Source organism: Streptomyces sp. NPDC107471, from assembly GCF_055582845.1.
The window spans coordinates 131,535-157,843 of record NZ_JBVJPC010000007.1 but is presented as its reverse complement, the minus strand read 5'-3'; the positions used below and the strand labels follow the sequence as shown (position 1 = coordinate 157,843).

Annotated in this window: 23 protein-coding genes; 18 read left to right on the top strand and 5 right to left on the bottom strand. The window is 70.6% G+C overall.

The features are described from left to right. Positions 1-11 precede the first annotated feature (11 nt). On the bottom strand, positions 12-623 hold the full coding sequence (locus tag ACZ66S_RS24200) for a potassium channel family protein (protein ID WP_469903893.1): 612 nt from the start codon (positions 621-623) through the stop codon (positions 12-14). 694 nt (positions 624-1,317) lie between these two features. On the opposite strand from ACZ66S_RS24200, the gene ACZ66S_RS24195 reads away from it, so the two are divergent. Then, the gene (locus tag ACZ66S_RS24195) at positions 1,318-1,878 is read left to right on the top strand and encodes an HIT family protein (RefSeq protein ID WP_469903606.1); all 561 of its coding nucleotides are present in this window, start codon (positions 1,318-1,320) and stop codon (positions 1,876-1,878) included. 139 nt (positions 1,879-2,017) lie between these two features. On the opposite strand, the gene ACZ66S_RS24190 is transcribed toward ACZ66S_RS24195, so the two are convergent. After that, complete coding sequence (locus ACZ66S_RS24190) at positions 2,018-3,682, bottom strand: hypothetical protein (protein WP_469903605.1); 1,665 nt, start codon at positions 3,680-3,682, stop codon at positions 2,018-2,020. A gap of 206 nt (positions 3,683-3,888) precedes the next feature. Beyond that, the gene (locus tag ACZ66S_RS24185; RefSeq protein WP_469903604.1) at positions 3,889-6,087 is read right to left on the bottom strand and encodes an elongation factor G-like protein EF-G2; all 2,199 of its coding nucleotides are present in this window, start codon (positions 6,085-6,087) and stop codon (positions 3,889-3,891) included. 273 nt (positions 6,088-6,360) lie between these two features. Here ACZ66S_RS24185 and pgsA point away from each other — a divergent pair, with 273 nt between their 5' ends. The 15 genes from pgsA to ACZ66S_RS24110 all read left to right on the top strand — a co-directional run bounded on the left by pgsA (position 6,361) and on the right by ACZ66S_RS24110 (position 21,910). Further along, entirely contained in the window at positions 6,361-7,122 is a 762-nt protein-coding gene (gene pgsA, locus ACZ66S_RS24180) for a phosphatidylinositol phosphate synthase (RefSeq protein WP_469903603.1), read from the top strand. Beyond that, positions 7,119-8,036, top strand: coding sequence for a phosphatidylinositol mannoside acyltransferase (locus ACZ66S_RS24175; protein WP_469903602.1), 918 nt, complete (start codon positions 7,119-7,121; stop codon positions 8,034-8,036). Before pgsA ends, ACZ66S_RS24175 begins: the two co-directional genes overlap by 4 nt. Further along, positions 8,033-9,202: a glycosyltransferase family 4 protein gene (locus ACZ66S_RS24170; protein WP_469903601.1), complete on the top strand. Its 1,170-nt coding sequence runs from the start codon at positions 8,033-8,035 to the stop codon at positions 9,200-9,202. The genes ACZ66S_RS24175 and ACZ66S_RS24170 overlap by 4 nt, the downstream gene beginning before the upstream one ends. Positions 9,203-9,443: 241 nt before the next feature. Further along, on the top strand, positions 9,444-9,986 hold the full coding sequence (locus tag ACZ66S_RS24165) for a LemA family protein (protein ID WP_053851779.1): 543 nt from the start codon (positions 9,444-9,446) through the stop codon (positions 9,984-9,986). 160 nt (positions 9,987-10,146) lie between these two features. After that, positions 10,147-11,052, top strand: a complete 906-nt coding sequence (gene pdxS, locus ACZ66S_RS24160) for a pyridoxal 5'-phosphate synthase lyase subunit PdxS (protein WP_351097265.1) — start codon at positions 10,147-10,149, stop codon at positions 11,050-11,052. 6 nt (positions 11,053-11,058) lie between these two features. Beyond that, on the top strand, positions 11,059-11,664 hold the full coding sequence (gene pdxT, locus ACZ66S_RS24155; RefSeq protein ID WP_469903600.1) for a pyridoxal 5'-phosphate synthase glutaminase subunit PdxT: 606 nt from the start codon (positions 11,059-11,061) through the stop codon (positions 11,662-11,664). Positions 11,665-11,713: 49 nt separating this feature from the next. Continuing rightward, complete coding sequence (locus tag ACZ66S_RS24150) at positions 11,714-12,466, top strand: YebC/PmpR family DNA-binding transcriptional regulator (protein WP_007380718.1); 753 nt, start codon at positions 11,714-11,716, stop codon at positions 12,464-12,466. A gap of 153 nt (positions 12,467-12,619) precedes the next feature. Next, positions 12,620-13,171, top strand: a complete 552-nt coding sequence (gene ruvC, locus ACZ66S_RS24145; protein WP_329261226.1) for a crossover junction endodeoxyribonuclease RuvC — start codon at positions 12,620-12,622, stop codon at positions 13,169-13,171. Next, entirely contained in the window at positions 13,168-13,773 is a 606-nt protein-coding gene (gene ruvA, locus ACZ66S_RS24140; protein WP_053849912.1) for a Holliday junction branch migration protein RuvA, read from the top strand. The genes ruvC and ruvA overlap by 4 nt, the downstream gene beginning before the upstream one ends. A 25-nt stretch (positions 13,774-13,798) precedes the next feature. Next, complete coding sequence (ruvB, locus tag ACZ66S_RS24135; protein WP_365461646.1) at positions 13,799-14,869, top strand: Holliday junction branch migration DNA helicase RuvB; 1,071 nt, start codon at positions 13,799-13,801, stop codon at positions 14,867-14,869. Between the two features lie 174 nt (positions 14,870-15,043). Then, entirely contained in the window at positions 15,044-15,553 is a 510-nt protein-coding gene (gene yajC / locus ACZ66S_RS24130) for a preprotein translocase subunit YajC (protein WP_469903599.1), read from the top strand. A 132-nt stretch (positions 15,554-15,685) separates the two neighbouring features. Further along, positions 15,686-17,449 carry a protein translocase subunit SecD gene (gene secD / locus ACZ66S_RS24125; RefSeq protein WP_469903598.1) on the top strand — a complete coding sequence of 588 codons (1,764 nt, stop codon included), beginning with the start codon at positions 15,686-15,688 and terminating at the stop codon, positions 17,447-17,449. 2 nt (positions 17,450-17,451) lie between these two features. Continuing rightward, positions 17,452-18,564: a protein translocase subunit SecF gene (gene secF / locus ACZ66S_RS24120; protein ID WP_469903597.1), complete on the top strand. Its 1,113-nt coding sequence runs from the start codon at positions 17,452-17,454 to the stop codon at positions 18,562-18,564. Then, positions 18,561-19,100 (top strand): adenine phosphoribosyltransferase, encoded by a 540-nt coding sequence (locus tag ACZ66S_RS24115; RefSeq protein ID WP_469903596.1) that lies wholly within the window; start codon positions 18,561-18,563, stop codon positions 19,098-19,100. Before secF ends, ACZ66S_RS24115 begins: the two co-directional genes overlap by 4 nt. A 281-nt stretch (positions 19,101-19,381) precedes the next feature. Then, positions 19,382-21,910, top strand: coding sequence for a RelA/SpoT family protein (locus ACZ66S_RS24110; protein ID WP_469903595.1), 2,529 nt, complete (start codon positions 19,382-19,384; stop codon positions 21,908-21,910). 55 nt (positions 21,911-21,965) lie between these two features. Here ACZ66S_RS24110 and ACZ66S_RS24105 read toward each other — a convergent pair whose 3' ends face one another. After that, positions 21,966-23,195 carry a DUF349 domain-containing protein gene (locus ACZ66S_RS24105; protein WP_469903594.1) on the bottom strand — a complete coding sequence of 410 codons (1,230 nt, stop codon included), beginning with the start codon at positions 23,193-23,195 and terminating at the stop codon, positions 21,966-21,968. Positions 23,196-23,330: 135 nt separating this feature from the next. Next, positions 23,331-24,149 carry a peptidylprolyl isomerase gene (locus ACZ66S_RS24100; RefSeq protein WP_469903593.1) on the bottom strand — a complete coding sequence of 273 codons (819 nt, stop codon included), beginning with the start codon at positions 24,147-24,149 and terminating at the stop codon, positions 23,331-23,333. A 177-nt stretch (positions 24,150-24,326) separates the two neighbouring features. Here ACZ66S_RS24100 and ACZ66S_RS24095 point away from each other — a divergent pair, with 177 nt between their 5' ends. Together ACZ66S_RS24095 and hisS are read left to right on the top strand one after the other, a co-directional pair. Then, the gene (locus ACZ66S_RS24095) at positions 24,327-25,034 is read left to right on the top strand and encodes an MBL fold metallo-hydrolase (protein WP_469903592.1); all 708 of its coding nucleotides are present in this window, start codon (positions 24,327-24,329) and stop codon (positions 25,032-25,034) included. 11 nt (positions 25,035-25,045) lie between these two features. Further along, positions 25,046-26,308 (top strand): histidine--tRNA ligase, encoded by a 1,263-nt coding sequence (gene hisS, locus ACZ66S_RS24090; protein ID WP_469903591.1) that lies wholly within the window; start codon positions 25,046-25,048, stop codon positions 26,306-26,308. Position 26,309: the final 1 nt, after the last annotated feature.

Below are 26,309 nucleotides of genomic sequence, written 5' to 3'. Positions count from 1 at the left end.
CCTCGGGGAGTTCAGCTTCCCGGGGGCCTCTTGTCGTCCTCCCGGGAGAACGCCTGGAGCAGCCAGGAGGCGAAGGTGCCGGTCACGGCGGCCAGCAGGGCCATCCCGATCATCATCACGCCGACCGCGATCAGGCGTCCCAGCGGGGTGACGGGTACGACGTCGCCGTAGCCGACGGTGGTCAGGGTGGCGCAGGTCCACCAGACGGCGTCGCCGAAGGTCGGCATGGTCGTACCGGGGGCGTCGCGTTCCTGCTGGAAGACGGCGAGGGCACCGGTGAAGCCCAGCAGAAGGGTCGACATACCGGAGTACACGATCACGCGTGCGTGCAGCGCGAGCCGGGGCCGTCCGTGCCGGCGCTGCACGGCCTCGTACAGCTTCACGACCCTGAGCGGCCGCAGCAGCGGCAGGAGCAGGACGACGGTGTCCAGCGCATGCGTCCGTACGAAGCGCAGCCGCTGTCCGCTCAGCCGCCAGCGCACGGCGTAGTCGACGGCGAACAGCGCCCAGGCGGCCAGCGTCACCGCCAGGCAGAGATCGAGCACGACGTCCGGCAGCCCGCGGGCCAGCACCCGCAACGCGTAGGCGGCGAGAAAGGCCAGCGAGGCGACGGCGAGCGGAATCTCGGTGCGCTGCTCCCAGTGCGCTCGGCGGCGGACCGGTGCGGTGGGGGAGGGGTGGCGGGGGGTGCGGGGGGTCCCGGGTTCGCGGGTGTTGGGGAGCCGCTGAGTGGCGGTGGCGGTGGCGTGGGTCTCGGGGTCGTACGTGGCGGGGGTTCGGTTGTTGGCGGGGCCGTGGGTTTCTGGGTCGGGCGTGGCGGGTTGGCGGTGAGCGGCAGTGCCGTGGGTCTCTGGTTCGTCCGAACCGGGGCCGCGATGGGCGGCTGTGCTGTGCTCGTCGTTGCCGCCTGTGCTGTGCTCGTCGTGCCCGGCCGCGCTGGCGCTCCGGTGACCGGCTGTGCCGTGACCGTCGTTCCCGCGCACGCCGTGGCCCTCGTGCCCGTCGGTGCCGTGACTGTCGTGCCCGGCCGTGCCGTGGCCCTCGTTCCCGCTGGCGCTGGGGTTCCGATGACCCGCTGTGCCGTGGCCCCCGTTCCCGCCCGTGCCCTGACTCTCCTGCCTGCCCGTGCCGTGCCCCTCGTTCCCGCCCGTGCCGTGGGCCGGGTGGGTGCCGTCGTCGTCGGTTGCCTGCCCGTCGTCGTCGGTTCCGTGTCCGTCGCCGCCGGGGCGGGTGCCGCTGTCGTCGTCCACCCGCCCAGCTTGACCCGGGCCGCTTTTCGCACAACCCCGCCGACACGGCGCGAACGGGCGAAGCCATATGCTGCTTTGCATGACGAGTGAGCCGGAGCAGCAGTTGGGAGTGGGGACGCAGGACGCGTTCCAGCGTCTGTGGACACCCCACCGGATGGCCTACATCCAGGGCGAGAACAAGCCGACCGGCCCGGGTGCCGACGACGGCTGCCCCTTCTGCTCGATTCCCGCCAAGTCAGACGAGGACGGCCTGATCGTCCGGCGCGGCCGGCTGGTGTACGCGGTGCTCAACCTCTACCCGTACACCGGCGGCCACCTGATGGTGGTGCCCTACCGTCACGTGGCCGACTACACCGACCTGACCGAGCCGGAGACCGCCGAGCTGGCGGCGCTGACCAAGCAGGCGATGACGGCCCTGCGGACGGCCTCCGGGGCGCACGGCTTCAACATCGGCATGAACCAGGGGACGGTCGCCGGCGCCGGCATCGCCGCCCACCTGCACCAGCACATCGTCCCGCGCTGGGGCGGCGACACGAACTTCATGCCGGTCGTCGGCCACACCAAGGTGCTGCCGCAGCTCCTCGGCGACACCCGCAAGATGCTGGCGGAGGCTTGGCCGACGGCCTGATCCCGGCCCAAGAAGGCAGCTTCAGCCCGTCCGGCGTTTGAGGACGAGGCCGCCAGGCCGAAGGGGGGTCTGGGGGCGCAGCCCCCAGAGCCGGAACCCAGACCCACCCGCACCCGAACCCCGCCCCACCGCCGGAGGCCTACGCGTCGTAGAGGTCCGCCTTGCGCGGCGACACGTCCTGCACCTGCGTGCTCAGGAAGCCCGCGCGCGTGCCGAACTTCTCGGTGTCCACGCCGTTCTCCTGGAGAACTCGGATCGCCGCGGAGTGCACGACCCGCAGCACCGGGGTCGCGGCGCGCAGCGCGTCGTCGGCCATGAAGCGGTGCCGCCACGGCTTGTCCGCCCAGGCGTGCCGCAGGCCGAACGGCTCCGGCAGGGCGAGCGAGCCGCCGAGATGGTTGAGCAGCGGCGGGTACCAGGTCAGGGGAGCCCGGGCGGCGAGGCGGACCACCTCGTCCGCGTCGACCAGCGGGAGCTTGATCTTCTTGGTCTCCCAGAACCTGACCTGCTTGGCGACCTCCTTCTCCTTGGCCGCCGGCTTCGAGGTGAACAGGCCGTGCACCGGACCGAGCGCGTGCCCGGTGACCTCGATGCGCAGCGTCTCGTGCAGCACGGTCACCGTGATCAGCATGGTGATGACGAGCTGCCCCTCCCACAGCGTCCACTGCACGCCCAGGTAGTGCCGGTCACCGCCGCCGAACTGCTGCTTGTTGCAGATGTCCTGTATCGCGTGGGTCTTTACCTGGTACGCGTCCACGTCGGTGCCGCCGGGCCGGGAGACCTCCTTCGCGCCCTCCGCGATCGGGGTGACGACCCAGTGGCGTATGGACGGCTTCGGGAAGCCGCCGGTGTTGATCGTGTTGCGCTCCAGCATGCGGAGCTGGTCGTGGATGGACCGGATGACGTCCCAGCTACGGAAGGGGTGGATCTCCCGGGTGGGATCGGCGGACACCAGGTCCTCGGCGAGCTGCCAACTGCCCCACCGGGTGCCCATGCCGAGTATGCCCTTGGGGCCGGCGTAGAAGACCGAGTTGGACTGCTGCTCGGCGCTGAGCGTGGCCAGGGACTGGCGCAGTTGCTCGGCCGCGGTCTCGCCGGGGTTGCTCGGCACGGCCTCGGGCACCTTGGCGCCCACGCTGCTGCCGGCCAGCAGGCTGGCCCAGCGCTCCCGCAGATCCCTCGCGGTGCGCTCGCAGATCTGCTTGGCCCAGAACCAGCCGACCACGGGGAGCACCACGCACGCGCGTGCGTACCAGCCCCAGAAGCCGGTGAACGGCATCTTGAGCAGGAAGAGCACGGCCAGCGCGCCCATCGCGACGAGCAGTGCGGTGGCGAACGCGCCCGCCTGCTTGTTGTCCTCGCGCCTGGCGATGTTGGTGCGCAGCGTGAACACCAGCAGCCAGACGAGAAGTCCCGGCAGGAAGAGCACCCCGCACAGCACCATGACGGCGGTCAGCCAGTTGTCCCGGTCCCGGCGGATGTTGTTCGCCGCGAGACAGTGCTCGACCACGACCTGCGGCTCGGCGCCGAAGGACTGGATGAGCGGCTTGCGGCCCGCGCCGAGCATGCGGGTGATCACCGCCGTCGAGAAGGCCTCGCCCAGGTTGGGGCGGAAGATCTTCGCCCACTTGCGGCCGCCCTTGACGGTCGACTCGTGCCACTCGTTGTTGGCCTTGAGGATCTCCTCCACCGGATTGTCCCGATAGGCCGCCGAGGCCAGCGCGAACGTCGCCGTCTGCGCCTCGTCGCCCGTGCGCGGCACCTGCGGACCGAAGATGTCCGCGTAACCGCCGTCAACGGTCATTCCCGCCCCCGATCGCCGCCGGACTCACCCACTGCGGCTTTCCCGACTTCCTTGCTTCGCACACCTGTTGATCAGGTCATCAGCGTATCCGTACGCACTGACATTAATCGGCGGACGGCCGAAGCCGCCCGCCGATTCGGAAGGAAGGGTTCCGAAAACGTCACCCGTGGGGCCCCGAACGCCACTTGTGCGGCGCCCGGACCCAACTACGAGGCGACGCGTGCCTCTTCACGGATCCTCTCGGCGATCTGCGGCGGCATGGGTTCGTGCCGGGCATAGGAGCGGCTGAAGCGCGCGGTGCCGTGCGACAGGGACCTGAGGTCGACCGCGTACCGGCCGATCTCGATCTCGGGCACCTCGGCCTTGATGAGCGTGCGCCCGCCGTTGGTCTGCTCGGTGCCCAGCACCCGGCCCCGCCGCCCGGACAGGTCGCTCATCACGGCGCCCACGTAGTCGTCGCCGACCAGGACGGACACCTCGGCGACCGGCTCCAGGAGATGGATCCTGGCGTCGGCCGCCGCCTCCCTGAGCGCCAGCGCCCCGGCCGTCTGGAACGCGGCGTCCGAGGAGTCCACGGAGTGCGCCTTGCCGTCCAGCAGCGTCACCCGGACGTCGATGAGCTGGTGGCCGGTGGCGACCCCCTTGGCGGCCTGCGCCCGTACGCCCTTCTCGACGGACGGGATGAACTGCCGCGGCACCGCGCCGCCGACGACCTTGTCCACGAACTCGATGCCCGAGCCGCCGGGCAGCGGCTCCACCTCGATCTCGCAGATGGCGTACTGCCCGTGCCCGCCGGACTGCTTCACGTGCCGCCCGCGCCCGGCCGACTTGCCGGCGAACGTCTCCCGCAGGGGCACTCGGTGCGGTACGACGTCCACCTGCACGCCGTAGCGGCTGCGCAGCCGTTCGAGGGCCACGTCGGCGTGTGCCTCGCCCAGGCACCACAGGACGACCTGGTGGGTGTCCTGGTTCTGTTCGAGTCGCATGGTCGGGTCCTCGGCGACCAGCCGGGCCAGCCCCTGCGAGAGCTTGTCCTCGTCCGCCTTGCTGTGCGCCTGGATGGCGAGCGGCAGCAGCGGGTCGGGCATCTCCCACGGCTCCATGAGAAGCGGGTCGTCCTTGGCCGAGAGGGTGTCGCCGGTCTCCGCGCGGCTGAGCTTGGCCACGCACGCGAGGTCGCCCGCGATGCAGTGCGAGAGCTGGCGCTGCTGCTTGCCGAAGGGGGCGGACAGGGCGCCGATGCGTTCGTCGACGTCGTGGTCCTCGTGCCCGCGGTCGGCGAGCCCGTGCCCGGAGACATGGACCGTCTCGTCGGGACGCAGGGTCCCGGAGAAGACCCGGACCAGCGAGATCCGGCCGACATACGGGTCGGACGCCGTCTTCACGACCTCCGCGACCAGCGGCCCCTCGGTGTCGCACGCCTTGATCTCGCGCGGCTTGCCGTCGATGGTCGTGACACCGGGCGTGGGGTGCTCGAACGGGGTCGGGAAACCGCCCGTGATCAGCTCCAGCAGCTCGACCGTGCCGAGCCCCTGCCGGGCGCCGTCGGCCGCGGGGGCGGCGGCCAGGACCGGATGGAAGACCCCGCGTGCCACGGCCCGCTCCAGGTCCTCCACGAGCGTCTTGAAGTCGATCTCCTCGCCGCCCAGATAGCGGTCCATGAGGGTCTCGTCCTCGCTCTCCGAGATGATCCCCTCGATGAGCCGGTTGCGGGCCTCCTCGATGCCCGGCAGCAGGTCCTCGCCGGGCTCGGACTCCTTGCGCTCCCCGGACGAGTAGTCGAACAGCTTCTGCGACAGCAGTCCGGTCAGCCCCGTCACGGGCGCGTGCCCGTCGGGGCCCTGTGGAGCGCGCAGCGGCAGATACAGCGGGAGCACGGCGTCGGGGTCGTCGCCGCCGAAGGCCTCCGCGCAGATCCGTGTCATCTCCTCGAAGTCCGCCCGGGCGGCCTCCAGGTGCGTGACGACGATGGCCCGGGGCATCCCGACGGCCGCGCACTCCTCCCACACCATGCGGGTGGAGCCGTCCACGCCGTCCGAGGCCGAGACGACGAAAAGGGCCGCGTCCGCCGCTCGCAGACCGGCCCTGAGTTCCCCGACGAAGTCGGCGTATCCGGGGGTGTCCAGAAGGTTGATCTTGTACCCGTCCCATTCGACGGGCACCAGGGAGAGCTGTACCGAGCGTTGCTGCCGGTGCTCGATCTCGTCGTAGTCCGAGACGGTGCCGCCGTCCTCCACGCGGCCTGCCCGGTTCACTGCCCCCGCGGTGAGCGCGAGAGCTTCCACCAATGTCGTCTTGCCCGATCCGGAGTGGCCGACCAGCACCACATTCCGTACGGACGCGGGGTGGTCGGCCGCTGTTGCCCTGCCGGCGGCTCCGGGGTGTGCGTTCGCCTTGTCGCCCATGGCCTTGCCTCCCGTGCACGGTGAGGTCTCTGTGGGCGCGGACATGCGGACCCGCGTGCGGTGCGGCTCCGGTGACGCCCGCGGTCCTTCGAGCTTTCCACTCCCGTCACGGTGCGTCCATACGACGGACGCGATCGCGCCGTGACCGGGATGCCGCGAGGCCGTGACACGGGCTCCGGGTGCCCGGCCGCCGACCACGCGCGCGCGTGGCTACGATGGGCCAGCCGGTGGCCAGCAGGGGCCGAGCCGGCCACACCGACCGTCGGGAAGGCCATGCTGAACAAGTACGCGCGTGCATTCTTCACGCGTGTTCTCACTCCGTTCGCCTCGTTTCTGATCAGAAGGGGCGTCAGCCCCGACACGGTCACGCTCCTCGGCACCGCCGGAGTGGTCGCGGGCGCGCTGGTCTTCTACCCCATGGGGGAGTTCTTCTGGGGCACGGTCGTGATCACGCTGTTCGTGTTCTCCGACCTCGTCGACGGCAACATGGCCCGTCAGCTCGGCCGTTCCAGCCGCTGGGGCGCCTTCCTGGACTCCACGCTCGACCGGGTCGCCGACGGCGCCATCTTCGGCGGCTTCGCCCTCTGGTACGCGGGCGGCGGTGACGACATCGCCCTGTGCGCGGTCTCCATCTTCTGCCTGGCCAGCGGCCAGGTGGTGTCGTACACCAAGGCCCGGGGCGAGTCGATCGGACTGCCGGTCGCCGTCAACGGCCTGGTGGAGCGCGCCGAGCGGCTGGTGATCTCGCTGGTCGCGGCCGGGCTCGCGGGCCTGCACAAGTTCGGTGTGCCGGGCATCCAGTACCTGCTGCCGATCGCCCTGTGGGTCGTCGCCGTCGGCAGCCTCGTCACGCTGATCCAGCGGGTGGTCACGGTCCGCCGGGAGTCGGCCGAGGCCGAGGAGGCCGAGGAGACCGCGGGGGAGCCGGGCGCCGTATCGGACAACGCAGCCTCCGGTGCCGCCGGGTCGAACGGGGCCGAGCCGGACGTGGCCGGGGAGCAGTCCCGGCAGCAGGGGAGCGAGGCCGCGAAGTGAGCGCCCAGGAGCGGCTGACGGACTCGCTGTACGGCCTCGGCTGGGGCGTGGTCAAGAAGCTCCCCGAGCCGGTCGCCGTGCGCCTCGGCCGTAATATCGCCGACCTGGCCTGGAAGCGACGCGGCAAGGGCGTGCTCCGCCTGGAGAGCAACTACGCGCGCGTGGTGCCCGACGCGAGCCCGGAGCGTCTCGCCGAGCTCTCGCGCGCGGGCATGCGGTCGTACCTGCGCTACTGGATGGAGTCGTTCCGGCTGCCCGCCTGGAGCAAGGAGCGCATCAGGAACGGATTCGACCCCAAGGGCCTGCACCACCTCACCGACGGGCTCGCCGCGGGCAAGGGCGTCATCCTCGCCCTGCCGCACATGGCCAACTGGGACCTCGCCGGCGCCTGGGTCACCACCAAGCTGGAGACGCCGTTCACCACGGTCGCCGAACGGCTCAAGCCGGAGACCCTGTACGACCGTTTCGTCGCCTACCGCGAGGGCCTCGGCATGGAGGTGCTCCCGCACAGCGGCGGCACCGCCTTCGGCACGCTGGCGAGGCGACTGCGGGACGGCGGCCTGGTCTGTCTGGTCGCCGAGCGCGACCTGTCGTCGTCCGGGGTCGAGGTGCGGTTCTTCGGCGAGGCCACCCGCATCCCCGCGGGCCCGGCCCTGCTGGCCCAGCAGACGGGCGCGCTGCTGCTCCCGGTGACACTCTGGTACGACGACTCGCCCGTCATGCAGGGCAGGGTGCATCCCCCGGTCGAGGTGCCCGAGTCAGGTACGCGGGCCGAAAAGACGTCTGTCATGGCACAGGCGCTGGCCGATGCCTTCGCCACCGGGATCGCCGACCATCCGGAGGACTGGCACATGCTGCAGCGGTTGTGGCTGAAGGACCTCGAACCCCGGCCGTCGGACGGGGCCCGCCCGTGAGGATCGGCATCGTCTGCCCGTACTCCTGGGACGTGCCGGGCGGCGTCCAGTTCCACATCCGCGACCTCGCCGAGTACTTCATCCGCCTCGGCCACGAGGTGTCCGTCCTCGCCCCGGCCGACGACGACACCCCGCTGCCGCCGTACGTCGTCTCGGCCGGCCGCGCGGTGCCGGTGCCGTACAACGGCTCGGTGGCCAGGCTGAGCTTCGGTTTCCTGTCGGCGGCACGGGTGCGCCGCTGGCTGCACGACGGCGAGTTCGACGTGGTCCACATCCACGAGCCGTCCTCGCCGTCGCTCGGTCTGCTGACCTGCTGGATCGCGCAGGGGCCGATCGTCGCCACCTTCCACACCTCGAACCCGCGCTCGCGGGTCATGGTGGCCGCGTACGCGATCCTCCAGGCCGCCCTGGAGAAGATCAGCGCCCGGATCGCCGTCAGCGAGTACGCCCGCCGTACCCTCGTCGAACACCTCGGCGGTGACGCGGTGGTGATTCCCAACGGCGTCGACGTCGACTTCTTCGCCAAGGCGGAGGCGAAGCCCGAGTGGCAGGGCGACACGATCGGCTTCATGGGCCGCATCGACGAGCCCCGCAAGGGTCTGCCGGTCCTGATGAGGGCCCTGCCCCGGATCCTGGCTGAGCGCCCGCAGACCCGGTTGCTGGTCGCCGGGCGCGGCGACGAGAAGGAGGCGGTGGAGTCGCTCCCCGAGGAGCTGCGCGCGCGCGTGGAGTTCCTCGGCATGGTCAGCGACGAGGACAAGGCCCGCTTCCTGCGCAGCGTCGACCTGTACGTCGCCCCCAACACCGGCGGTGAGAGCTTCGGGATCATCCTGGTCGAGGCCATGTCGGCGGGCGCCCCGGTGCTGGCGTCGGACCTGGACGCCTTCGCCCAGGTCCTGGACCACGGGTCGGCCGGCGAACTCTTCGCCAACGAGGACGCGGACGCGCTGGCGGAAGCGGCGGTACGGCTCCTCGGCGACCCGAAGCGGCTGGCCGAACTCCGCGAGCGCGGCAGCGCGCACGTCCGCCGGTTCGACTGGTCGACCGTCGGCGCGGACATCCTGTCGGTCTACGAGACGGTGACGGCGGGCGCGGCGGCGGTGGCAGCGGCGGACGACGAGCGGGGGCCGGGGCTACGCGCGCGGCTGGGCCTGGCGCGGGACTGATCGCCTGGCGGGCCCCTGGGACCGTGCGGGAGCGTGTGCGCGCACCACGGGCGGGGTGCGGGGCTGACACGGACGAGGGTCTTTCGGTCGTCGGGTGAAGACGCCGTGCCGTCCGAACCGCCGACGGCACGCCGATGTGGGCCGCCTCCGCGAGCCGGGCGGGGTGCGGGCGCCGTGCGTTCGAACCCCCAAGAGCGCCCTCGCCCTACCGTGCCGACCCGCCCCGATAGCCTTGCTGCCCGTGACTCCCACCCTCATCTGGATCCTCGTCGCGCTCGTCGCGATCGGCCTTTACCTGAGCTGGACCGCGGGCCGTCTCGACCGGCTGCACGCCAGGATCGACGCCACGCGCGCGGGCCTGGACGCGCAGTTGCTCCGCCGGGCCTCGGTGGCCCAGGAACTGGCCACCTCGGGCGTGCTCGACCCGGCCGCGTCGATCGTCCTGTACGAGGCCGCGCACGCCGCCCGGCAGGCCGAGGAGGAGCAGCGGGAGGTCGCCGAGAGCGAACTGAGCCAGGCGCTGCGGGCGGTCTTCGCGGAGCCGGCCCAGGTGGAGGCGGTGCGCGAGGCGCCCGGGGGAGAGGCGGCCGCCCACGAGCTCACCGAGGCGGTGCGCCGGGTGCCGATGGCCCGCCGCTTCCACAACGACGCCGTCGGCGCGGCCCGTCGGCTCCGCCAGCACCGCAAGGTCCGCTGGTTCCGCCTGGCCGGCCACGCCCCGTTCCCGATGGCCTTCGAGATGGACGACGAACCGCCGGCGGCCCTGGTGGACCGCGCCGCGTAGGCGACGACCGGCACCGGGCGCGTCACGCTGATCCGCGCCCCACCGCTCCCAGACCAGCAAAAACGATCCACCGCCTCCTCATTGGCCCTTGCTGTGGACTGCTCCGGTGACGTTTCCTCGGTGCTGCAGTAATCCCCTTTCACTTCAGCGAGGTCAACCCGTGTCCAGCACCGAGAACCAGGCTCCCGAGACCGGCACCGCGCGCGTGAAGCGCGGCATGGCTGAGCAGCTCAAGGGCGGCGTGATCATGGACGTCGTCACGCCGGAGCAGGCGAAGATCGCGGAGGACGCGGGCGCCGTGGCCGTCATGGCCCTGGAGCGGGTCCCGGCCGACATCCGCAAGGACGGCGGCGTCGCCCGCATGTCCGACCCGGACATGATCGAGGGCATCATCGAGGCCGTCTCCATCCCGGTCATGGCGAAGTCCCGCATCGGCCACTTCGTCGAGGCCCAGGTCCTGCAGTCCCTCGGCGTGGACTACATCGACGAGTCCGAGGTCCTCACCCCGGCCGACGAGGTCAACCACAGCGACAAGTTCGCGTTCACGACCCCCTTCGTCTGCGGTGCCACCAACCTGGGCGAGGCCCTGCGCCGCATCGCCGAGGGCGCGGCCATGATCCGCTCCAAGGGCGAGGCCGGCACCGGCAACGTCGTCGAGGCCGTCCGCCACCTGCGCCAGATCAAGAACGAGATCGCCCGCCTGCGCGGCTTCGACAACCACGAGCTGTACGCCGCCGCCAAGGAGCTGCGCGCCCCGTACGAGCTGGTCAAGGAGGTCGCCGAGCTCGGCAAGCTGCCGGTCGTGCTGTTCTCCGCCGGTGGCGTGGCCACCCCGGCCGACGCCGCGCTCATGCGCCAGCTCGGCGCCGAGGGCGTCTTCGTCGGCTCCGGCATCTTCAAGTCCGGCGACCCGGCCAAGCGCGCCGCCGCCATCGTGAAGGCCACCACCTTCTACGACGACCCGAAGATCATCGCGGACGCGTCCCGCAACCTCGGCGAGGCCATGGTCGGCATCAACTGCGACACCCTCCCCGAGACCGAGCGCTACGCCAACCGCGGCTGGTAACCAGTCATGAGCACTCCTGTCATAGGCGTCCTGGCCCTCCAGGGCGACGTCCGGGAGCACCTCGTCGCCCTGGCCGCGGCCGACGCCGTGGCCAGGCCGGTGCGGCGCCCCGACGAACTCGCCGAGGTGGACGGCCTCGTCATCCCCGGCGGCGAGTCCACCACCATCTCCAAGCTGGCCGTCCTGTTCGGCGTGATGGAGCCCCTACGCGCGCGCGTGCGTGACGGCATGCCCGTCTACGGCACCTGCGCCGGCCTGATCATGCTCGCCGACAAGATCCTCGACCCGCGCTCGGGCCAGGAGACGATCGGCGGCATCGACATGATCGTGCGCCGCAACGCCTTCGGACGTCAGAACGAGTCCTTCGAGGCCGCCGTGGACGTCGAGGGCGTTCCGGGCGACCCTGTGGAGGGCGTCTTCATCCGCGCCCCCTGGGTCGAGTCCGTCGGCGCCGAGGCCGAGGTGCTCGCCGAGCACGACGGCCACATCGTCGCGGTCCGCCAGGGCAACGCGCTCGCCACGTCGTTCCACCCGGAACTGACCGGCGACCACCGCGTGCACTCCCTCTTTGTCGACATGGTGCGCGCGTACCGGACGCGGGAGTCCTTGTAGGATCTCAGGCGTTGGTTGCAGAGATGGGTTACGCGAAGGAGACAGGCAGATGTCCGGCCACTCTAAATGGGCCACGACGAAGCACAAGAAGGCCGTGATCGATGCCAAGCGCGGCAAGCTCTTCGCGAAGCTGATCAAGAACATCGAGGTCGCGGCGCGCATGGGCGGCGTCGACCTGGACGGCAATCCGACGCTGTACGACGCCGTGCAGAAGGCGAAGAAGTCGTCCGTTCCGAACAAGAACATCGACTCCGCGATCAAGCGTGGCGGCGGTCTCGAGGCCGGCGGCGCCGACTACGAGACGATCATGTACGAGGGCTACGGCCCGAACGGCGTCGCGGTGCTCATCGAGTGCCTCACCGACAACCGCAACCGCGCCGCCTCCGACGTGCGGGTCGCCATGACCCGCAACGGCGGCAACATGGCCGACCCCGGCTCGGTGTCGTACCTCTTCAACCGCAAGGGCGTCGTGATCGTCCCCAAGGGCGAGCTCACCGAGGACGACGTGCTCGGTGCCGTCCTGGACGCGGGCGCCGAGGAGGTCAACGACCTGGGTGAGTCGTTCGAGATCCTCAGCGAGGCCACCGACCTGGTCGCGGTCCGCACCGCCCTCCAGGAGGCCGGGATCGACTACGACTCCGCCGACGCCAACTTCGTCCCGACCATGCAGGTCGAGCTGGACGAGGAGGGCGCCAGGAAGATCTTCAGACTGATCGACGCCCTCGAGGACAGCGACGACGTCCAGAACGTCTTCGCCAACTTCGACGTCAGCGACGAGGTCATGGAGAAGGTGGACGCCTGAGCCAACCGCTCAGCTTCCAACGGGCCGACGGGGCACACCCGTCGGCCCGTTGCTTTGCCGGGCGTTGCTGGCGGGCGTTGTCGGTGGCACCCGATAGCCTGCACGAACTGGGGGAACCCCAGCGAAGCCGGGGGAGATCGAAGGAGGGGCGCGGTGCGGGTACTCGGGGTGGACCCCGGTCTCACGCGGTGCGGTGTCGGCGTGGTCGAGGGGGTCGCGGGTCGGCCGCTCACGATGATCGGCGTCGGAGTCGTCCGCACGCCCGCGGACGCCGAGTTGGGCCAGCGGCTCGTCGCCGTCGAGCAGGGCATCGAACAGTGGCTGGACGAGCACCGGCCCGAATTCGTCGCCGTGGAGCGGGTGTTCAGCCAGCACAACGTCCGTACGGTGATGGGCACCGCCCAGGCCAGCGCCGTCGCCATGCTGTGCGCCGCCCGCCGCGGCATCCCCGTCGCCCTGCACACCCCGAGCGAGGTCAAGGCCGCCGTCACCGGCAGCGGCCGCGCCGACAAGGCCCAGGTCGGCGCCATGGTCACGCGCCTGCTGCGGCTCGACGCACCGCCCAAGCCGGCTGACGCCGCCGACGCCCTCGCGCTCGCCATCTGCCACATCTGGCGCGCCCCCGCCCAGAACCGACTCCAGCAGGCCGTCGCCCTGCACACAGCCACAGCACGGACCACAGCACGGAAAGGCCGTACGGCATGATCGCCTTCGTGAGCGGCACAGTCGCCGCACTCGCTCCCGACACCGCGGTGCTCGAGGTCGGCGGTGTCGGCATGGCGGTGCAGTGCACGCCGAACACGCTGTCGACCCTCCGCCTCGGCCAGCCCGCCAAGCTCGCCACCTCGCTGGTCGTCCGCGAGGACTCCCTCACCCTCTACGGCTTCGTCGACGACGACGAGCGCCAGGTCTTCGAGCTGCTCCAGACCGCCAGCGGGGTCGGCCCGCGCCTCGCCCAGGCCATGCTGGCCGTGCACGCGCCGGACGCGCTGCGCCGAGCGGTGGCCACCGGTGACGAGAAGGCGCTGATCGCCGTGCCCGGCATCGGCAAGAAGGGCGCCCAGAAGCTGCTCCTGGAGCTCAAGGACCGGCTCGGCGAGCCGATCGGCGCCCCCGCGATCGGTGCGCCGGTCACCCAGGGCTGGCGCGACCAACTCCACGCCGCCCTGATCGGCCTCGGATACGCCACGCGCGAGGCCGACGAGGCCGTCACCGCCGTGACCCCGCAGGCGGAGGCGGCCGAGGGCACCCCCCAGGTCGGCCAACTGCTGAAGGCGGCCCTCCAGACCCTGAACCGCGCCCGCTGACCCACCCGACACAGAGGCACACCACATGAACTGGGACGACACCACCGACGACACCGCCGCCGAGCGGCTCGTCGGTGCGTCCGCCGACCGCGAGGACCAGGCCGTCGAGGCCGCGCTGCGCCCCAAGGACCTGGACGAGTTCATCGGCCAGGAGAAGGTCCGCGAACAGCTCGACCTGGTCCTGCGGGCCGCACGCGCGCGCGGTGCCACCGCCGACCACGTCCTGCTCTCCGGCGCCCCCGGCCTCGGCAAGACCACCCTGTCGATGATCATCGCGGCCGAGATGGGCGCCCCCATCCGCATCACCTCCGGCCCCGCCATCCAGCACGCCGGCGACCTCGCCGCGATCCTGTCCTCCCTCCAGGAGGGCGAGGTCCTCTTCCTCGACGAGATCCACCGCATGTCGCGGCCCGCCGAGGAGATGCTGTACATGGCGATGGAGGACTTCCGCGTCGACGTCATCGTCGGCAAGGGCCCCGGCGCCACCGCCATCCCGCTGGAGCTGCCCCCGTTCACCCTGGTCGGCGCGACCACGCGCGCGGGCCTGCTGCCGCCCCCCTTGCGCGACCGCTTCGGCTTCACCGCGCACATGGAGTTCTACGAACCGGCCGAGCTGGAGCGCGTCATCCACCGCTCGGCCAACCTGCTCGACGTCGAGATCGGCTCCGACGGCGCCGCCGAGATCGCGGGGCGCTCCCGCGGCACGCCCCGTATCGCCAACCGCCTGCTGCGCCGCGTCCGCGACTACGCCCAGGTCAAGGCCGACGGGATCATCACCCGCGACATCGCCGCCGCGGCACTCAAGGTCTACGAGGTCGACGCCCGCGGCCTCGACCGCCTCGACCGCGGAGTCCTGGAGGCCCTGCTCAAGCTCTTCGGCGGCGGCCCGGTCGGCCTGTCCACCCTCGCCGTCGCGGTGGGGGAGGAGCGCGAGACCGTGGAGGAAGTGGCCGAGCCCTTCCTCGTACGGGAGGGTCTGCTCGCCCGTACCCCGCGCGGACGGGTCGCCACTCCCGCCGCATGGGCGCATCTCGGCCTCACCCCGCCCCGCTCGGCCTCCACGGGAAACGGACAACAGGACCTGTTCGGGACGTGATGCCTTTGTGACGGCGAAGCATTGGCCCGGTCCGGAACCCAGGTGCGATGCTGAGCGTTGTTCCATGCGCGCGGACTCGCTTAGACTCCGCCGATGCCGCCTTCGACGGCGGTGCACACACCCCCAACCATCAGGCCGCTCACCATCGCGGTCGCGTGAAGGAAGTTCCGACCCGTGAGTCTCGTGACCCTCCTCCCGTTCATCGTGCTCATCGGGGCCATGTTCCTGATGACCCGGTCTGCCAAGAAGAAGCAGCAGCAGGCCGCCAGCATGCGGAACGACATGCAGCCCGGCAGCGGCGTCCGCACGATCGGGGGTATGTACGCGACGGTCAAGGAGGTCAACGACGACACCGTCCTCCTCGACGCGGGCCCGGGCGTGGACCTCCTCTTCGCGAAGAACGCCATCGGTGCCGTACTGACGGACGACGAGTACAACCGCATCGTCCACGGCATCGAGCACGACCTGAAGTCCGACTCCGACGTCGTCCCGGACGACGCCTCCTCCCTCACCGAGACCGACGAGTCCGCCGACGACGCTGCCGCCGCCTCCGACGAGAAGTCCGTCGACCTCGGTAAGAAGGACACGGCCGAGGAGCCCGCCGACGACGCGCCCGCCGAGGCCGCCGAGGCGAAGTCGGACGACGAGCCGAAGAAGACCGACGGCGACACCGGCGCGAAGTAGTCGCACTCCGGGGCGCGTGCCACGAGCTCGGCGCGCCCCGGACCTGCGCGGCTCGCACGGGATCCCGACACCAGTCATGGCCGCCCGCCCGCCGATCCGGCGCGAGAGCGGCCCGAGAGGGAGTACGAGAAGGTGGCAGCACCTAAAAGGGGCCGGAGCGCGAGTGCCCAGAGCAAGCCAGGGCGCGCGCTGGCCCTGATCCTGATCGCCATCGTGGCGCTCACCGGTGGAATGTTCCTCTCCGGACACACCACCCCGCGCCTCGGCATCGACCTTGCCGGAGGCACCAGCATCACGCTGGAGGCCAAGGCCGACCAGGGGTCCGCGATCAACAAGGCCAACATGGACACCGCGGTCGACATCATGAACCGCCGTGTCAACGGCCTGGGCGTCTCCGAGGCGGAGGTGCAGACCCAGGGTGATCGCAACATCATCGTGAACATCCCCAAGGGCACCAACTCCAAGGAGGCCCGCGACCAGGTCGGCACCACCGCCAAGCTGTACTTCCGTCCGGTCCTGGCCCAGGAGGCCACCGGCAGCGCCGCGGCCACCTCGCCCACCCCGTCGGCCGGCGGCTCCTCGACCGCCTCTCCGAGCCCCTCCGCGAGCAAGTCCGGCTCCACGGGCGAGAAGGCGACCTCGTCGTCCTCCCCGTCGGCCACCGCGACCTCGCAGGGCCGCGCCGTCACCGACGCGCTGAAGGCCGACTCCACCCCGTCGGCGTCCGCGAGCGCGTCGAGCTCCGCCTCCCCGTCGGCCTCCGCCAGCGGCGGCACCGGCACCTCCTCCGGCGATGCCAAGCTCCAGGCCCAGTACGCCGCCCTGGACTGCTCCAAGAAGGCCCAGCGCACCACCGCGGGCGAGGGCGCCAAGCCGGGCGAGACCACCGTCGGCTGCGGCGAGATCTCCGGCGTCTGGTACAAGTACCTGCTCGGTCCGGCCGCCGTCGACGGCACCGAGGTCAAGAAGGCCCAGGCGGTCTTCGACACCCAGACCGCCGCCGGCTGGCAGGTCACCATGACCTTCAACAGCAAGGGCGCCAAGAAGTTCGCGGACATCACGGGCCAGCTCGCGAAGAACGCCCAGCCGCAGAACGAGTTCGGCATCGTCCTGGACGGCGAGGTCGTCTCCAGCCCCTACGTCAGCTCCTCGATCACCGGCGGCAACGCCCAGATCTCCGGCAGCTTCACGCAGGAGGAGGCCCAGAACCTCGCCAACATGCTGTCGTACGGCGCGCTCCCGCTCTCCTTCCAGGAGCAGAGCGTGACCACCGTGACCGCGGCGCTCGGCGGTGACCAGCTCCACGCCGGCCTCCTCGCCGGTGCCATCGGCCTCCTGCTGGTCGTGATCTACCTGGTGGCGTACTACCGGGGCCTGTCGCTCGTCGCGATGGCCTCGCTCCTCGTCTCCGGCATCCTCACCTACGTGATCATGTCGCTGCTCGGCCCGACGATCGGCTTCGCGCTGAACCTGCCGGCCGTGTGCGGTGCCATCGTCGCGATCGGTATCACCGCGGACTCGTTCATCGTGTACTTCGAGCGCATCCGGGACGAGATCCGCGAGGGCCGCTCGCTGCGCCCCGCCGTCGAGCGGGCCTGGCCGCGTGCCCGGCGCACCATCCTGGTCTCCGACTTCGTGTCGTTCCTCGCCGCCGCGGTGCTGTTCATCGTGACGGTCGGCAAGGTCCAGGGCTTCGCGTTCACGCTCGGTCTGACCACCGTGCTCGACGTCGTCGTGGTCTTCTTCTTCACCAAGCCGCTCATGACGCTGCTGGCCCGCCGCAAGTTCTTCGCGAGCGGCAGCAAGTGGTCCGGCCTCGACCCGAAGAGCCTGGGTGCCAAGCCGCCGCTGCGCCGCACCCGCCGCCCCGCCCCCGCCCACACGAAGGAGGCGTGAGCATGTCGAAACTCGGCAACATCGGCGCCCGACTGCACCGTGGCGAGATCAGCTACGACTTCATCGGTCACCGCAAGCTCTGGTACGGCATCTCGATCCTGATCACCATCACGGCGATCGTGGGCCTCGCGGTACGCGGCCTCAACATGGGCATCGACTTCCAGGGCGGCGCGGTCTTCACCACCGAGAAGACCAGCGTCTCGGTCTCCCAGGCCGAGGAGTACGCCAAGGAGGCCTCCGGCCACGACGCCGTGGTGCAGAAGCTCGGCAACGGCACGCTGCGCATCCAGATCGCCGGCATGGACACCCAGCAGTCCGACCAGATCAAGACCGACCTGGCCAAGGACTTCAAGGTCGACCCGGAGACCATCGCCGCCGACCTGGTCGGACCGAGCTGGGGCGACCAGATCGCCAACAAGGCCTGGCAGGGTCTGGCGATCTTCATGGTCCTCGTCGTGATCTACCTGGCGATCGCCTTCGAGTGGCGCATGGCCATCGCGGCGCTCGTCGCCCTGATCCACGACATCACCATCACCGTCGGCATCTACGCCCTCGTCGGCTTCGAGGTCACGCCGGGCACGGTGATCGGTCTGCTGACCATCCTCGGTTACTCGCTCTACGACACGGTGGTCGTCTTCGACTCCCTCAAGGAGCAGACGAAGGACATCACCAAGCAGACCCGCTGGACCTACAGCGACATCGCCAACCGTTCGATCAACAGCACCCTGGTGCGCTCGATCAACACCACGGTGGTCGCGCTGCTCCCGGTGGCGGGCCTGCTGTTCATCGGTGGCGGCTTCCTCGGCGCGGGCACCCTCAACGACATCTCGCTGTCGCTGTTCGTGGGTCTCGCCGCCGGTGCCTACTCCTCGATCTTCATCGCCACCCCGCTCGTCGCCGACCTCAAGGAGCGCGAGCCGGCGATGAAGGCCCTCAAGAAGCGGGTCCTGGCCAAGCGCGCCCAGGCGTCCGTCGAGGAGGAGGAGACGACCGACGCCCGTCCCGTCTCCGACGACGAGCCGGACGACGACACCGCCCACGCGGTCGTCGGTCCGCGCACCCAGCCCGCGTCCCGGGGCCGTGGCCGCGGCCGCCCCTCGGGGAAGCGCCGATGACCGACATCGAGGATCTGCTGCTCAGCCGCATCCGCGATGTGGCCGACTACCCGGAGCCGGGCGTGATGTTCAAGGACATCACCCCGCTCCTGGCGGACCCGGCGGCGTTCACCGCGCTCACCGACGCGCTCGCGGCGATCGCCGCGAACACCGGTGCCACCAAGGTCGTCGGTCTGGAGGCTCGGGGCTTCATCCTCGGCGCCCCGGTCGCCGTCCGCGCGGGACTCGGCTTCATCCCCGTACGCAAGGCGGGCAAGCTCCCCGGGGCGACCCTCAGCCAGGCGTACGACCTGGAGTACGGCTCGGCGGAGATCGAGGTGCACGCGGAGGACCTGTCCGCGGGCGACCGTGTCCTCATCGTCGACGACGTCCTGGCGACCGGCGGCACGGCCGAGGCCTCGATCGAGCTGATCCGCCGGGCGGGTGCCGAGGTGTCGGGCCTCGCGGTCCTGATGGAGCTGGGCTTCCTGGGCGGGCGGGCCCGTCTGGAGCCGGCGCTGGCCGGTGCTCCGCTGGAGGCCCTGCTCGTGGTCTGACCCGGCAGTGCGTACGAGAACGGCCGTTCCGGAACACCGGGACGGCCGTTTCGCATGAACGGGCCGGGTGCCGTGACGGCTGCCACGCCGTCGTGGCTGGTCGCGTGGTTTCCCGCGCCCCTCACGGTTCCTCCACTCGCCGGAATGCCGACAGCAGTCCCGCGTGTTCCAGAGGTAGACGTCCCTCACATCGGCCTGCAGGCGATCCCGGGGCGCAGGATCGCTACCATGGGTTCTCCGGAGCCTGACCGGGGGACCCGGATCGCGCACGAGGAGTCCTCTTGCCAGACGAGGCCCAGCCACTGACCGCCGCCAAGCCCGAGCCCGCCTCGGCGCCCGCGGCGAAGCTCGCGCCGGACGCGAAGACCGCGACGAACGACGCCCGCGGGCCGGTCGAGCACGCCCAGTCCGCGCCCGTCGACAAGCCGGCCGAACCGCCCCGGCCCAAACCGGCCTCCCCCGAGCCCGCCACCCCGGCGGTCCGCGCGAACACGGGCCAGCCCGCCCGCACCGGCTCCTCCAACCGCGTCCGCGCCCGGCTCGCCCGGCTCGGCGTCCAGCGCTCCAACCCGTACAACCCGGTACTGGAGCCCCTGCTGCGGATAGTGCGCAGCAACGACCCGAAGATCGAGACGGCGACCCTGCGCCAGATCGAGAAGGCCTACCAGGTCGCCGAGCGCTGGCACCGCGGCCAGAAGCGCAAGAGCGGCGACCCGTACATCACGCACCCCCTCGCGGTGACGACGATCCTCGCCGAGCTCGGCATGGACCCCGCGACCCTGATGGCCGGGCTGCTGCACGACACCGTCGAGGACACCGAGTACGGCCTCGACCAGCTCCGCCGCGACTTCGGCGACTCGGTCGCCCTGCTCGTCGACGGCGTCACCAAGCTGGACAAGGTCAAGTTCGGCGAGGCCGCGCAGGCCGAGACCGTGCGCAAGATGGTCGTCGCCATGGCCAAGGACCCGCGCGTCCTGGTCATCAAGCTCGCCGACCGCCTGCACAACATGCGCACCATGCGCTACCTCAAGCGCGAGAAGCAGGAGAAGAAGGCGCGCGAGACGCTGGAGATCTACGCTCCGCTCGCCCACCGCCTCGGCATGAACACCATCAAGTGGGAGCTGGAGGACCTCGCCTTCGCGATCCTCTATCCCAAGATGTACGACGAGATCGTACGACTGGTGGCCGAGCGGGCGCCCAAGCGTGACGAGTACCTGGCCATAGTGACCGACGAGGTGCAGTCCGACCTGCGCGCGGCCCGGATCAAGGCCACCGTCACCGGCCGCCCGAAGCACTACTACAGCGTCTACCAGAAGATGATCGTCCGCGGCCGTGACTTCGCGGAGATCTACGACCTGGTCGGCATCCGCGTCCTCGTCGACACCGTCCGCGACTGCTACGCGGCGCTGGGCACCGTCCACGCCCGCTGGAACCCGGTTCCGGGGCGGTTCAAGGACTACATCGCGATGCCCAAGTTCAACATGTACCAGTCGCTGCACACGACGGTCATCGGGCCCAACGGCAAGCCGGTCGAGCTCCAGATCCGCACCTTCGACATGCACCGCCGCGCCGAGTACGGCATCGCCGCGCACTGGAAGTACAAGCAGGAGGCCGTCGCCGGCACCTCCAAGGTCCGCTCCGACCAGCCGAGGACCACCGGCAAGGACGACCACCTCAACGACATGGCATGGCTGCGCCAGCTCCTCGACTGGCAGAAGGAGACCGAGGACCCCGGCGAGTTCCTGGAGTCCCTGCGCTTCGACCTCTCCCGCAACGAGGTCTTCGTCTTCACCCCCAAGGGCGACGTCATAGCGCTGCCGGCCGGGGCCACCCCGGTGGACTTCTCGTACGCGGTGCACACCGAGGTGGGCCACCGCACCATAGGAGCCCGCGTCAACGGCCGCCTCGTACCGCTGGAGTCGACCCTCGACAACGGCGACCTCGTCGAGGTCTTCACGTCCAAGGCCCCCGGCGCCGGACCGTCCCGGGACTGGCTGAACTTCGTCAAGTCGCCGAGGGCCCGCAACAAGATCCGCGCCTGGTTCTCCAAGGAGCGCCGCGACGAGGCGATCGAGCAGGGCAAGGACGCCATCGTCCGCGCGATGCGCAAGCAGAACCTGCCGATCCAGCGCATCCTCACCGGCGACTCCCTCGTGACGCTCGCGCACGAGATGCGGTACTCCGACATCTCCGCGCTGTACGCGGCGATCGGCGAGGGCCATGTCTCCGCGCAGAACATCGTGCAGAAGCTCGTCCAGGCGCTCGGCGGCGAGGAGGCGGCCACCGAGGAGATCGACGAGTCGGTCCCGCCGAGCCGCGGCCGCGGCCGCAAGCGGCGCTCCAGCGCTGACCCGGGCGTGATCGTCAAGGGCGTCGAGGACGTGTGGGTCAAGCTGGCCCGCTGCTGCACCCCCGTCCCCGGTGACCCGATCATCGGTTTCGTCACCCGGGGTAGTGGCGTATCGGTTCACCGCAGCGACTGCGTCAACGTCGAGTCACTGTCCCGTGAGCCGGAGCGCATCCTCGAGGTGGAGTGGGCGCCCACGCAGTCCTCGGTCTTCCTGGTCGCCATCCAGGTCGAGGCCCTGGACCGCTCCCGGCTCCTCTCCGACGTCACCCGCGTCCTGTCCGACCAGCACGTCAACATCCTCTCCGCGGCCGTCCAGACCTCCCGCGACCGCGTCGCCACCTCCCGCTTCACCTTCGAGATGGGCGACCCGAAGCACCTCGGCCACGTCCTGAAGGCGGTCAGGGGCGTGGAGGGCGTGTACGACGTCTACCGCGTGACCTCGGCGCGGAACCGGTCGTAGCGGACATGCGAAAGGGCCCCGGGAAAACCGGGGCCCTTTCGGCTGTACGGCCTGGTCAGCCGCCGAACTCCTGCAGGCCCTTGAGCGCCTGGTCCAGGAGCGCCTGGCGGCCCTCCAGCTCACGCTCCAGCTTGTCGGCCTTGGCGTTGTTGCCCTGGGCGCGGGCCTGCTCGATCTGGCCCCTGAGCTTGTCCACGGCGGCCTGGAGCTGGCCGGTCAGACCGGCGGCACGCGCGCGTGCCTCCGGGTTGGTCCGGCGCCACTCGGTCTCCTCGGCCTCCTGGAGAGCCCGCTCGACGGCGTGCATCCGGCCCTCGACCTTCGGCCGGGAGTCCCGCGGGACGTGGCCGATGGCCTCCCAGCGCTCGTTGATCGCACGGAAGGTGGCACGGGCGCTCTTGAGGTCGCCGATCGGCAGGAGCTTCTCGGCCTCCTCGGCCAGCTCCTCCTTCAGCTTGAGGTTCTCGGTCTGCTCGGCGTCCCGCTCGGCGAAGACCGAGCTGCGGGCGGCGAAGAACACGTCCTGGGCGCCGCGGAAGCGGTTCCACAGGTCGTCCTCGTGCTCGCGCTGGGCGCGGCCCGCGGCCTTCCACTCGGCCATCAGCTCGCGGTACCGCGCGGCCGTCGGACCCCAGTCCGTCGACCCGGACAGCGCCTCGGCCTCGCCGACCAGCCGCTCCTTGGTCCTGCGGGCCTCCTCGCGCTGCGCGTCCAGCGACGCGAAGTGGGCCTTGCGGCGCTTGGAGAACGCCGAGCGGGCGTGCGAGAAGCGGTGCCACAGCTCGTCGTCCGACTTGCGGTCCAGGCGCGGCAGACCCTTCCAGGTGTCCACCAGCGCGCGCAGCCGCTCACCGGCGGCCCGCCACTGGTCGGACTGGGCCAGCTCCTCCGCCTCGACGACCAGCGCCTCCTTGGCGTGCCGGGCCTCGTCGGACTGCTTCGCGCGCTGCTGCTTGCGCTCCTCACGACGCTTGTCGACGGTCGCCACGAGCTTGTCCAACCGCACCTTGAGCGCGTCCAGGTCGCCGACCGCGTGATGCGCGTCGACCTGCTCGCGGATGTGGTCGATGGCCGCCTGAGCGTCCTTCGCCGACAGGTCGGTGGTCTTGACTCGCTTCTCGAGGAGGCCGATCTCGACAACCAGGCCCTCGTACTTGCGCTCGAAGTAGGCCAGGGCTTCCTCGGGGGAGCCGGCCTGCCAGGAACCGACGACCTGCTCGCCGTCGGCCGTACGCACGTACACGGTCCCCGTCTCGTCGACGCGGCCCCACGGGTCGCTGCTCACAGCGCCTCCTCCACATGATGCCTGCGGGAGGCTTCCTCGCCCCCGGGCATCGTCCACAGTTTCGTCACGGCCAACATAGGCGACCGGCGGGTTGCCTGTCCGCATCCCGCGCGACCGAAATTTCGCACTTGGCGGTCAGGATTTGGTGACGGTCGCCTTGTTGATCACGACGGTCGCGTTCGGCGCGCCGTCGCCCGCTCCGGTGCTCTCACCGGCCGCGGCGATCTTCTTCAGCACCTTCATACCGGATTCCGAGATGGTGCCGAACGGGGTGTAGCTCGGGGGGAGCTGGCTGTCCTGGTAGACGAGGAAGAACTGGCTGCCGCCGGTGTGCGCCTGGCCGGTGTTCGCCATGGCCACGGTGCCCGCCGGGTACACGTTGCTCTTGAGGCTCTTGTCCTTCAGGTTCTCGTCCGGGATGGTGTAGCCCGGTCCGCCGCTGCCGGAGCCCGTCGGGTCGCCGCACTGCAGGACGTAGATGCCGTTGGTGGTGAGCCGGTGGCACTTGGTGTGGTCGAAGAAGCCCTTGCCCGCGAGGAAGTCGAACGAGTTCACGGTGTGCGGGGCCGCCGACGCCTTCAGTGCTATGCCGATCTCACCGCAGGTCGTCGCGAGGTTCAGGGTGTACTTGGCCGACTTGTCGATGGACATCGCCGGCTCCTTCTTCCAGGTCTCCGTCTTGACCTTGCCGGCGGCCGCCTTCTCGCACGGGTCCGGCGCCTTGCTGGTGGCCTGCGCGCTCGGCGTCGCCTCCGCGCTCGCGTTGGCCTTGTCGTCGTCCTTCATGACCCCGGAGGTGTAGAGCGCCAGGCTGCCCACCAGGATCACGCCGAGCACCGACGCGATCACAGAGTTGCGTACACGGGCCTTGCGGCGCGCGGCCGTGCGCCGCTGCTGCTGCCGCAAGAACTTCTCCCGCGCGAGCTGCCGCTTCCGCTGTTCCTGGGTGACCACGGGGTTGTCTCCTCATGCGTCTCGTCCGCCGACCGGTACGCATGCGTCCTGTGCAGCCGCCTGCGTGTGCCCCGTACCGTATATGGGTTCGCTGAGGAATCGGCAGCGCCGGTAGGCTCTGACCACTGGGGCAGCCGCCCGGAAGACCGCCCGTACCGACACAAACCGAGGACGATCGTGCTCATTGCCGGGTTCCCCGCCGGGGCCTGGGGGACGAACTGTTATCTCGTCGCCCCCGCCGCCGGTGAGGAGTGCGTGATCATCGACCCCGGCCACCAGGCCGCCGAAGGCGTCGAGGAAGCACTGAGAAAGCATCGGCTCAGGCCCGTCGCCGTCGTCCTCACCCACGGCCACATCGATCACGTGGCCTCGGTCGTCCCGGTGTGCGGGGCGCACGGGGTACCCGCGTGGATCCACCCCGAGGACCGCTACATGATGAAGGACCCCTCGATGGGTCTGGGGCGTTCCGTCGGGATGCCGCTCATGGGCGAGATCACCGTGGGGGAGCCGGACGACGTCAAGGAGCTGACCGACGGCGCCAAGCTGGAGCTCGCGGGCCTGGAGCTGTCCGTCGCGCACGCGCCGGGCCATACCAAGGGGTCGGTGACCTTCCGGATGCCCGAGACCGCGGAGATCCCGTCCGTGTTCTTCTCCGGGGATCTGCTGTTCGCCGGCTCCATCGGACGCACCGACCTGCCCGGCGGTGACATGGCCGAGATGCTCGACTCGCTGGCCCGCGTGTGCCTGCCGCTCGACGACTCGACCGTGGTGCTGTCCGGCCACGGCCCCCAGACGACCATCGGCCAGGAGCGCGCCACCAACCCGTACCTGCGGGAAGTGGCCGCCGGCCAGGGAGCCTCCGAGGCCCCCCGACGAGGAATGTGACGAGAGACTTCGTGAGCACCTTTCAGGCCCCCAAGGGCACGTACGACCTGATCCCGCCGGACAGCGCCACGTACCTGGCCGTCCGCGAGGCGATCGCCGCACCGCTGCGCACCTCCGGCTACGGCTACGTCGAGACGCCCGGCTTCGAGAACGTCGAACTGTTCGCGCGCGGTGTCGGTGAGTCGACCGACATCGTCACCAAGGAGATGTACGCCTTCGAGACCAAGGGCGGCGACCGGCTCGCCCTGCGCCCCGAGGGCACCGCCTCCGTGCTGCGCGCGGCGCTGGAGGCCAACCTGCACAAGACCGGCAACCTGCCGGTCAAGCTCTGGTACTCCGGCTCGTACTACCGCTACGAGCGCCCGCAGAAGGGCCGTTACCGGCACTTCTCGCAGGTCGGCGCCGAGGCGATCGGCGCGGAGGACCCGGCCCTCGACGCCGAGCTGATCATCCTGGCCGACCAGGCGTACCGCTCGCTGGGCCTCAGGAACTTCCGCATCCTGCTCAACAGCCTGGGCGACAAGGAGTGCCGGCCGGTGTACCGGGCCGCGCTCCAGGACTTCCTGCGCGGCCTGGACCTCGACGAGGACACCCTGCGCCGGGCGGACATCAACCCGCTGCGCGTCCTCGACGACAAGCGCGAGTCGGTCCAGAAGCAGCTCGGCGACGCCCCGCTGCTGCGGGACTACCTCTGCGACGCCTGCAAGGCGTACCACGAGGAGGTCCGTGAGCTGATCACCGCGGCGGGCGTGGTCTTCGAGGACGACCCGAAGCTGGTGCGCGGCCTCGACTACTACACCCGTACGACCTTCGAGTTCGTCCACGACGGTCTGGGCTCCCAGTCCGCGGTGGGCGGCGGCGGCCGCTACGACGGCCTGTCGGAGATGATCGGCGGCCCCGCGCTGCCGTCCGTCGGCTGGGCCCTCGGCGTCGACCGCACGGTCCTCGCCCTGGAGGCGGAGGGCGTCGAGCTCGAACTCCCCTCCGCGACCAGCGTGTTCGCGGTGCCGCTGGGGGAGGAGGCCCGGCGGATCCTCTTCACGAAGGTCACCGAACTGCGCAAGCTGGGCATCGCGGCGGACTTCTCCTACGGCGGCAAGGGCCTCAAGGGCGCCATGAAGAACGCCAACCGCAGCGGCGCCCGCTACACGATCGTGGCCGGTGAACGCGACCTCGCCGAGGGTGTCGTACAGCTCAAGGACATGGAGTCCGGCGAGCAGTCGGCGATCGGGGTCAACGAGATCGTGGCGGAGCTGGAGTCCCGACTGGGCTGAG